Source organism: Isoptericola sp. NPDC056134, assembly GCF_042264825.1.
Classification (GTDB): Bacteria; Actinomycetota; Actinomycetes; order Actinomycetales; family Cellulomonadaceae; genus Isoptericola; species Isoptericola nanjingensis.
On record NZ_JBHJVM010000001.1, the window covers coordinates 136,031 to 141,487 of the forward strand.

Genomic DNA, 5,457 nt, shown 5'->3' on the forward strand with positions numbered 1-5,457 from the left:
CTCCGATCTCCCCTGCGGTTGCGGTCTCACCCGGCGCGGCCGCTCCTCCTCTGCCCGACGTTGCGGCTTCCCCCCCCAAGCACAACCTCCCCCGCCGACGGTGCGGTCAGCGGCCGAACCGCTCCGACCGCTCGACGACGCGGCCCGCGCCGCGCCCGCGGTCGGCGGCGCGGTCCCAGGTGTAGACCTCGGTGCCGGTGACGAAGACGTGCTCGGCGCGCGAGCCGACGTCGAGGGGGTCGCCCGACCAGACGACGACGTCGCCGTCGAGCCCCGGCCTGAGCGCGCCGACGCGGTCGTCGAGGCCGAGGAACGACGCCGGGTTCACGGTGAGCGCCTCGAGCGCGACCCGCGGGGCCAGCCCCTCCTTCACCGCGAACGACGCCTGGTGCACGAGGAAGTTGATCGGCACCACCGGGTGGTCGGTCGTGATGGCGACGCGCACACCCGCCTCGGCGAGGCGGGCGAGGTTGGCGACGTCGCGGTCGCGCAGCTCCACCTTGGAGCGGGACGTGAGCATCGGGCCGTAGATGACCGGCACGTCCCGCTCGGCGAGCACGTCCGCGATCGCGGCGCCGTCCGTGCCGTGGTTGACGACGAGCCGGTAGTCGAACTCGTCGGCCAGCCGCAGCGCGGTGGCGATGTCGTCGGCGCGGTGCGTGTGCTGGTCCCAGGCGAGCTCGCCGGCGAGCACCCGCCCCAGCGTCTCCTTGCCGAGGTCACGGGCGAACGGCTCGCCCTTGGCCTCCGCCGCGTCGCGCTGGGCCACGTAGTGCTGCGCGTCGAGGAACGCCTGCCGGATGACGGCGGCCACGCCCAGGCGGGTGGACGGAGCCTTCTTCTGCTCGCCGTACACGCGCTTGGGGTTCTCGCCGAGGGCCGACTTCACGGAGACGGCGTCGCTGATCACCTGCTCGTCGACCGTGCGCCCGCCCCACGTCTTGATCGCGACGGTCTGGCCGCCGATGGGGTTGGCCGACCCCGGCTTCACGACGACCGACGTCACGCCGCCGGCGAGGGCGTCGCGGAAGCCCTCCTCCTCGACGTTGATCGCGTCCAGCGCGCGCAGGTGCGCGCCGTTCGGCCCGGTCTTCTCGTTGGTGTCGTCGCCGGCCCAGCCCTCGGCCTCCTCGTGCACGCCCACGTGCCCGTGCGCCTCGACGAAGCCGGGCAGCACCCACCGGCCGCCGGCGTCGAGCGTCGGCACGCCGGCGGGCACCTCGACGTCCGCGCCGACGGCGGTGATCACCCCGTCCGTGACGAGGACGGTGCCGTTCTCGATCGGCAGCCCGTCGACCGGGACGACGTAGCCGTTCGTGATCGCGACGGACGAGCGGGCGGTGCGGATCGGTGCGGTCATGGCCGCCATCATGCCGCTACGGTCGGCGCATGCCGACCCGACACCTGCACGTGCTGCGCCACGGTCTCGCGGACCCCTTCGGCGAGCTGACGGCGGAGGGGGAGCAGCAGATGGAGCTGGCCGGCCGCCGCCTGGCCGCCCTGCCGGTGGACACCGTCTGGCACTCGCCGCTGTCGCGCGCGGTGCGGTCGGCGCAGGTCCTGGGCGCGCAGCTGCCGGGCGTGCGGGTGCGCGAGGCGGCCGAGCTGATCGACCACGTGCCGTACCTGCCCGACCCGATGCCCGCCGCGTGGGCCGGGTTCTTCGACGGGTACGACGTCGCCCAGGCGGCCGAGGGCGAGCGGCTCGCCGCCGCGCTCACCACCCGCTTCGCCCGCGCCGTCGACGTCGAGACCCACGACGTGCTGGTCACGCACGCGTTCCAGGTCGCGTGGCTCGTGCGCGACGCCCTCGCCGCGCCGCCCGCGAGCTGGCTGGGGCTGCCCTACGGCAACGCCGCACTCACGACGATCGAGTACCGCGACGACCGCAGCGCCTCCCTGATCGTCTACAACGACATGGGCCACCTGCCGGCCGAGCTGCGCTGGACCGGGTTCGGTCCCGCCGCCCGCCCCTGACTCGCACGGGACTCAGACCGTCGTCGGGACGTTCTCCTCCAGCTCGGCGAGCCAGGCGGCGGCGGACGCGTCGGACGGCATCCGCCAGTCTCCGCGCGGCGAGAGCGAGCCGCCGGCGGCGACCTTGGGGCCGTTCGGGATGGCGGACCGCTTGAACTGCGACGAGAAGTAGCGCCGGAAGAACACGGTCTCCCACTTCCGGATGGTCGCCAGGTCGTAGGCCGACCGCTCGTCGTGCGGGAAGTTCGGCGGCCACTCGCCGGCGTCGGGGTCGCGCCAGGCGTGCCAGGCGAGGAACGCGATCTTGGACGGCCGCAGGCCGTGGCGCAGCGTCCAGAACAGGGTGAAGTCCTGCAGCGCGTACGGGCCGATGGCGGCCTCGGTGGACTGCGGCGCCTCGCCCTCGCCGGCCGGGACGAGCTCGGGGGAGATCTCCTGGCCCAGGATCTCCAGGAGCAGGGCGTTCGTGTCGGCCTCGAACTGGCCGGAGTCCGCCACCCAGCGGATGAGGTGCTGGATGAGCGTCTTCGGCACGCCGGTGTTCACCGCGTAGTGCGACATCTGGTCGCCCACGCCGTACGTGCACCAGCCGAGCGCGAGCTCCGACAGGTCGCCGGTGCCGAGCACGATGCCGCCGCGGTGGTTCGCGAGCCGGAACAGGTAGTCGGTGCGCAGCCCGGCCTGCACGTTCTCGAAGGTGACGTCGTAGACCTTCTCGCCCGCGCCGTAGGGGTGGCCGAGGTCGCGGAGCATCTGCTCGGCCGCCGGCCGGATGTCGAGCTCCTCGAAGTGCACGCCCAGCGACGTCGCGAGCCGGGTGGCGCGGTCCTTCGTCTCCGACGACGTCGCGAAGCCGGGCATGGTGACCGCGTGGATGTCGGTGCGGGGCCGGCCGAGCCGGTCCATCGCGCGGGCCGCGACGATCAGCGCGTGGGTCGAGTCCAGGCCGCCCGAGACGCCGATGACGATCTTCGGCTGCCCGATCGACCGCAGCCGCTGCTCCAGCCCGGCCACCTGGATCGAGTACGCCTCGTAGCAGTCCAGCGCCAGGCGCTCCGGGTCGTCGGGCACGAACGGGAAGCGATCCACCTTGCGCCGCAGGCCGACGTCGCCCGCCGGCGGGTCGACGGTCCACCCGACGGTGCGGAACCCCTCGACGCGGGCGCCGAGCGCGCGACGGTTGTCATCGAACGACCCCTGCCGCAGCCGCTCCTGGCGCAGCCGGTCGAGGTCGACGTCGGCCACGGAGCGGCGCGCGCCGTCGGGGAAGCGCTCGGTCTCGGCGAGCAGGTCGCCCACCTCGTAGACCATCGTCTGGCCGTCCCACGACAGGTCCGTGCTCGACTCGCCCTGCGCCGCCGCGTACGCGTAGGCGGCCAGCCCGCGGTGCGACGCGGACCGGACCATGAGCCGCCGGTCCTCCGCGCGCGCGACCGTGATGGGGCTCGCGGACAGGTTGAGCAGCACCGTCGCGCCGGCCAGGGCCGCCTCCGCCGACGGCGGCACCGGCACCCACAGGTCCTCGCACACCTCGACGTGCACGACGAGCCCGGCGACGTCGTCGGCGGCGAACAGCAGGTCCGGGCCGAACGGCACGGACCCGTCCGCGAACGGCAGCGTCACCGTGGTGCCGCGGCGGTCGTCGCCGGGGGCGAACCACCGCTTCTCGTAGAACTCGCGGTAGTTCGGCAGGTACGACTTGGGCGCGACGCCGAGCACGCGGCCGCCCTGCACGACGACGGCGCAGTTCAGCAGCCTGTTCCCGACCTCCAGCGGTGCCCCGACGACCAGCAGCGGCCGCAGTCCGGAGCTGGCCTCGACGATCGCCGCGAGGGCGTCCGACGTCGCCTCCAGGAGCGTGTCCGCGAGGTGCAGGTCGTCGATCGCGTACCCCGAGACGCACAGCTCGGGGAAGACGGCGACCGCGACGCCGTCGTCGTGGCACGCGCGCGCCTCGGCGAGGATCGCGGCGGCGTTCGCGCGGGGGTCGGCGACGGTGACGGGGACGGTGCAGGCCGCCACGCGGGCGAAGCCGTGGGCGTAGGCCGAGGTGAAGTCCACCCCCCGAGTGTAGGAACGCCGCCCGTGCCCGCGAGACCTGGCCCTGACACGTCGGGCGGGCGGGTCGCTAGGGTCGGGCCGTGCACCCCCGACCCGCGCGCCGTCGTCGCGTCCTCGCCGTCCTGCTCGCCGCCGCGGTGACCCCCGCGCTCGCCGTCGCCGTCGCGCAGCCCGCCAGCGCGCACGACCGGCTCCTGTCCTCGGACCCGGCCGACGGCGCCACCGTGGACGGGGTGCCCACGCAGCTCACCCTCGTGTTCAGCGCCGACGTGCTGGCCGCGGGCGCCCAGGTGGCGGTCACGACGGCGGACGGCACGGTCCCGGCGGAGGTCGCCGTCGACGGCGACGAGGCCGTCGCCGCGCTGCCCGACGACCTGCCCGGCGGCGACTGGGACGTGTCGTGGCGGGTCGTCTCCTCCGACGGCCACCCGATCGAGGGCGAGCTCGCGTTCACGGTCGACGCCGCGCCGCCGTCCCCGAGCGCCTCGCCGACCGCCTCGCCGACAGCCTCTCCGAGCGCCACGCCGTCGAGCACTCTCTCGAGCCCGACGTCGTCCGGGCACGAGCACGACGGCGGGGGCACGCCGGGCGTGGACCTGGACGCCGACGGCGAGGCGGGGTGGGCGACGGCGTGGCTGTTCCCCGTGGCCGTGCTCGCGGTGGTGGGCGTGGCGGCCGCCGTCCTGCTGCAGCGGCGCCGCCGCGCCGCCGAGGACGCGCACGACGCCGGTGACGGCCTGCACACGACGGGCGAACCGCGCGAACCGGGCGACACGCTCGGCGACGAGGACCACCCGACGTCCTGAGGGATGCCCTGCCAGCACGCGATCTGTCCCGCCATGACGGCAGATACCGGGACAGATCGCGTGCTCGAAAGGTTCCCGATTCGAGGTGTCCGGCACGCCACGCGCGCAAAAGTCGCAGGAATCCGCGGATGTTCCCTAGTGTGTTCCCCGTCCTCCCGGCGCGAGCCGGGGTGGCGTACGAACGTGACGACGCGCGGGTCGCGTGCGTCGTGAACCGGAGAAGGGATGCACATGTCGCTGAACAAGTCCGAGCTGGTCTCGGCCATCGCCGGCAAGGCTGAGCTCAGCAAGGCGGACGCGGAGAAGTTCCTCAGCGCCTTCCAGGAGGTGCTCGAGGAGTCGCTCGCCAAGGGCGAGGCGGTCAAGGTCACGGGTCTGCTCTCGGTCGAGCGCGTCGAGCGCGCGGCCCGCACCGGCCGCAACCCGCGCACGGGCGAGGAGATCCAGATCCCGGCCGGCTTCGGTGTGAAGATCAGCGCCGGCTCGCTGCTGAAGAAGGCCGTCGCGAAGTGATCCTTCGCTGACACGACGCGTCGTGTCAGCGCTCCGGAGGCGCACCAACCACACCCCACTAGCGCCAGGACTCCTACCCGCTCAGACACAAGCGCGACCC

Annotated in this window: 5 protein-coding genes; 3 read left to right on the top strand and 2 right to left on the bottom strand. The window is 74.0% G+C overall.

The features are described from left to right. Positions 1 to 106: 106 nt before the first annotated feature. Complete coding sequence (locus ACFCZN_RS00635) at positions 107 to 1,360, bottom strand: amidohydrolase (protein WP_430555488.1); 1,254 nt, start codon at positions 1,358 to 1,360, stop codon at positions 107 to 109. 29 nt (positions 1,361 to 1,389) lie between these two features. Here ACFCZN_RS00635 and ACFCZN_RS00640 point away from each other — a divergent pair, with 29 nt between their 5' ends. Continuing rightward, entirely contained in the window at positions 1,390 to 1,977 is a 588-nt protein-coding gene (locus tag ACFCZN_RS00640; RefSeq protein WP_430555489.1) for a histidine phosphatase family protein, read from the top strand. Positions 1,978 to 1,989: 12 nt separating this feature from the next. Here ACFCZN_RS00640 and ACFCZN_RS00645 read toward each other — a convergent pair whose 3' ends face one another. Next, a complete protein-coding gene (locus ACFCZN_RS00645; protein WP_430555490.1) occupies positions 1,990 to 4,038 on the bottom strand; it encodes an NAD(+) synthase in 2,049 nt (682 codons plus the stop codon). 80 nt (positions 4,039 to 4,118) lie between these two features. Between ACFCZN_RS00645 and ACFCZN_RS00650 the strand changes: the two genes are divergently transcribed. After that, complete coding sequence (locus tag ACFCZN_RS00650; protein ID WP_430555491.1) at positions 4,119 to 4,844, top strand: copper resistance protein CopC; 726 nt, start codon at positions 4,119 to 4,121, stop codon at positions 4,842 to 4,844. A 231-nt stretch (positions 4,845 to 5,075) separates the two neighbouring features. Next, entirely contained in the window at positions 5,076 to 5,357 is a 282-nt protein-coding gene (locus ACFCZN_RS00655; protein WP_429763137.1) for an HU family DNA-binding protein, read from the top strand. Positions 5,358 to 5,457: the final 100 nt, after the last annotated feature.